Origin of the sequence: Microbacterium sp. K41, assembly GCF_004794395.1 — a bacterium.
GTDB classification, from domain to species: domain Bacteria; phylum Actinomycetota; class Actinomycetes; order Actinomycetales; family Microbacteriaceae; genus Microbacterium; species Microbacterium sufflavum.
In genome coordinates, this window is record NZ_SSDO01000399.1 from 1 (window position 1) to 322 (window position 322).

Below are 322 nucleotides of genomic sequence, written 5' to 3' on the forward strand. Positions count from 1 at the left end.
CCGCGCGCGCCGCACGGGCAGGCCGGGCCGTCGGCGATGGGCGAGTGGCCGATCTCGCCGGCGTAACCGCCCGCGGTGTACGGCCGTCCGCCCACCAGGAGGGCGCCCGCGATGCCCGTGCCGATGACGAGGATCACGGCGTCGTCGTAGGCGCGTGCTCCACCGAGGCGGTGCTCGGCCCAGCTGGCCGCGCGCACGTCGTGGTCGAACGCGACGGGCAGGCCGAGGCGTTCGCGGGCGAGGTCGCGCAGCGGGGCGTCGCGCCAGCCCATGTTGCTGGCGAACACCCCGACGCCCGCGTCGGCGTCGACGATGCCGGGCA

Annotated in this window: 1 protein-coding gene; it reads right to left on the reverse strand. The window is 77.3% G+C overall.

The features are described 5' to 3' along the window. Positions 1 to 322, reverse strand: a 322-nt coding sequence (locus DW309_RS12540; protein ID WP_136045566.1) for an ROK family protein, incomplete at both ends; no start/stop codon positions are given.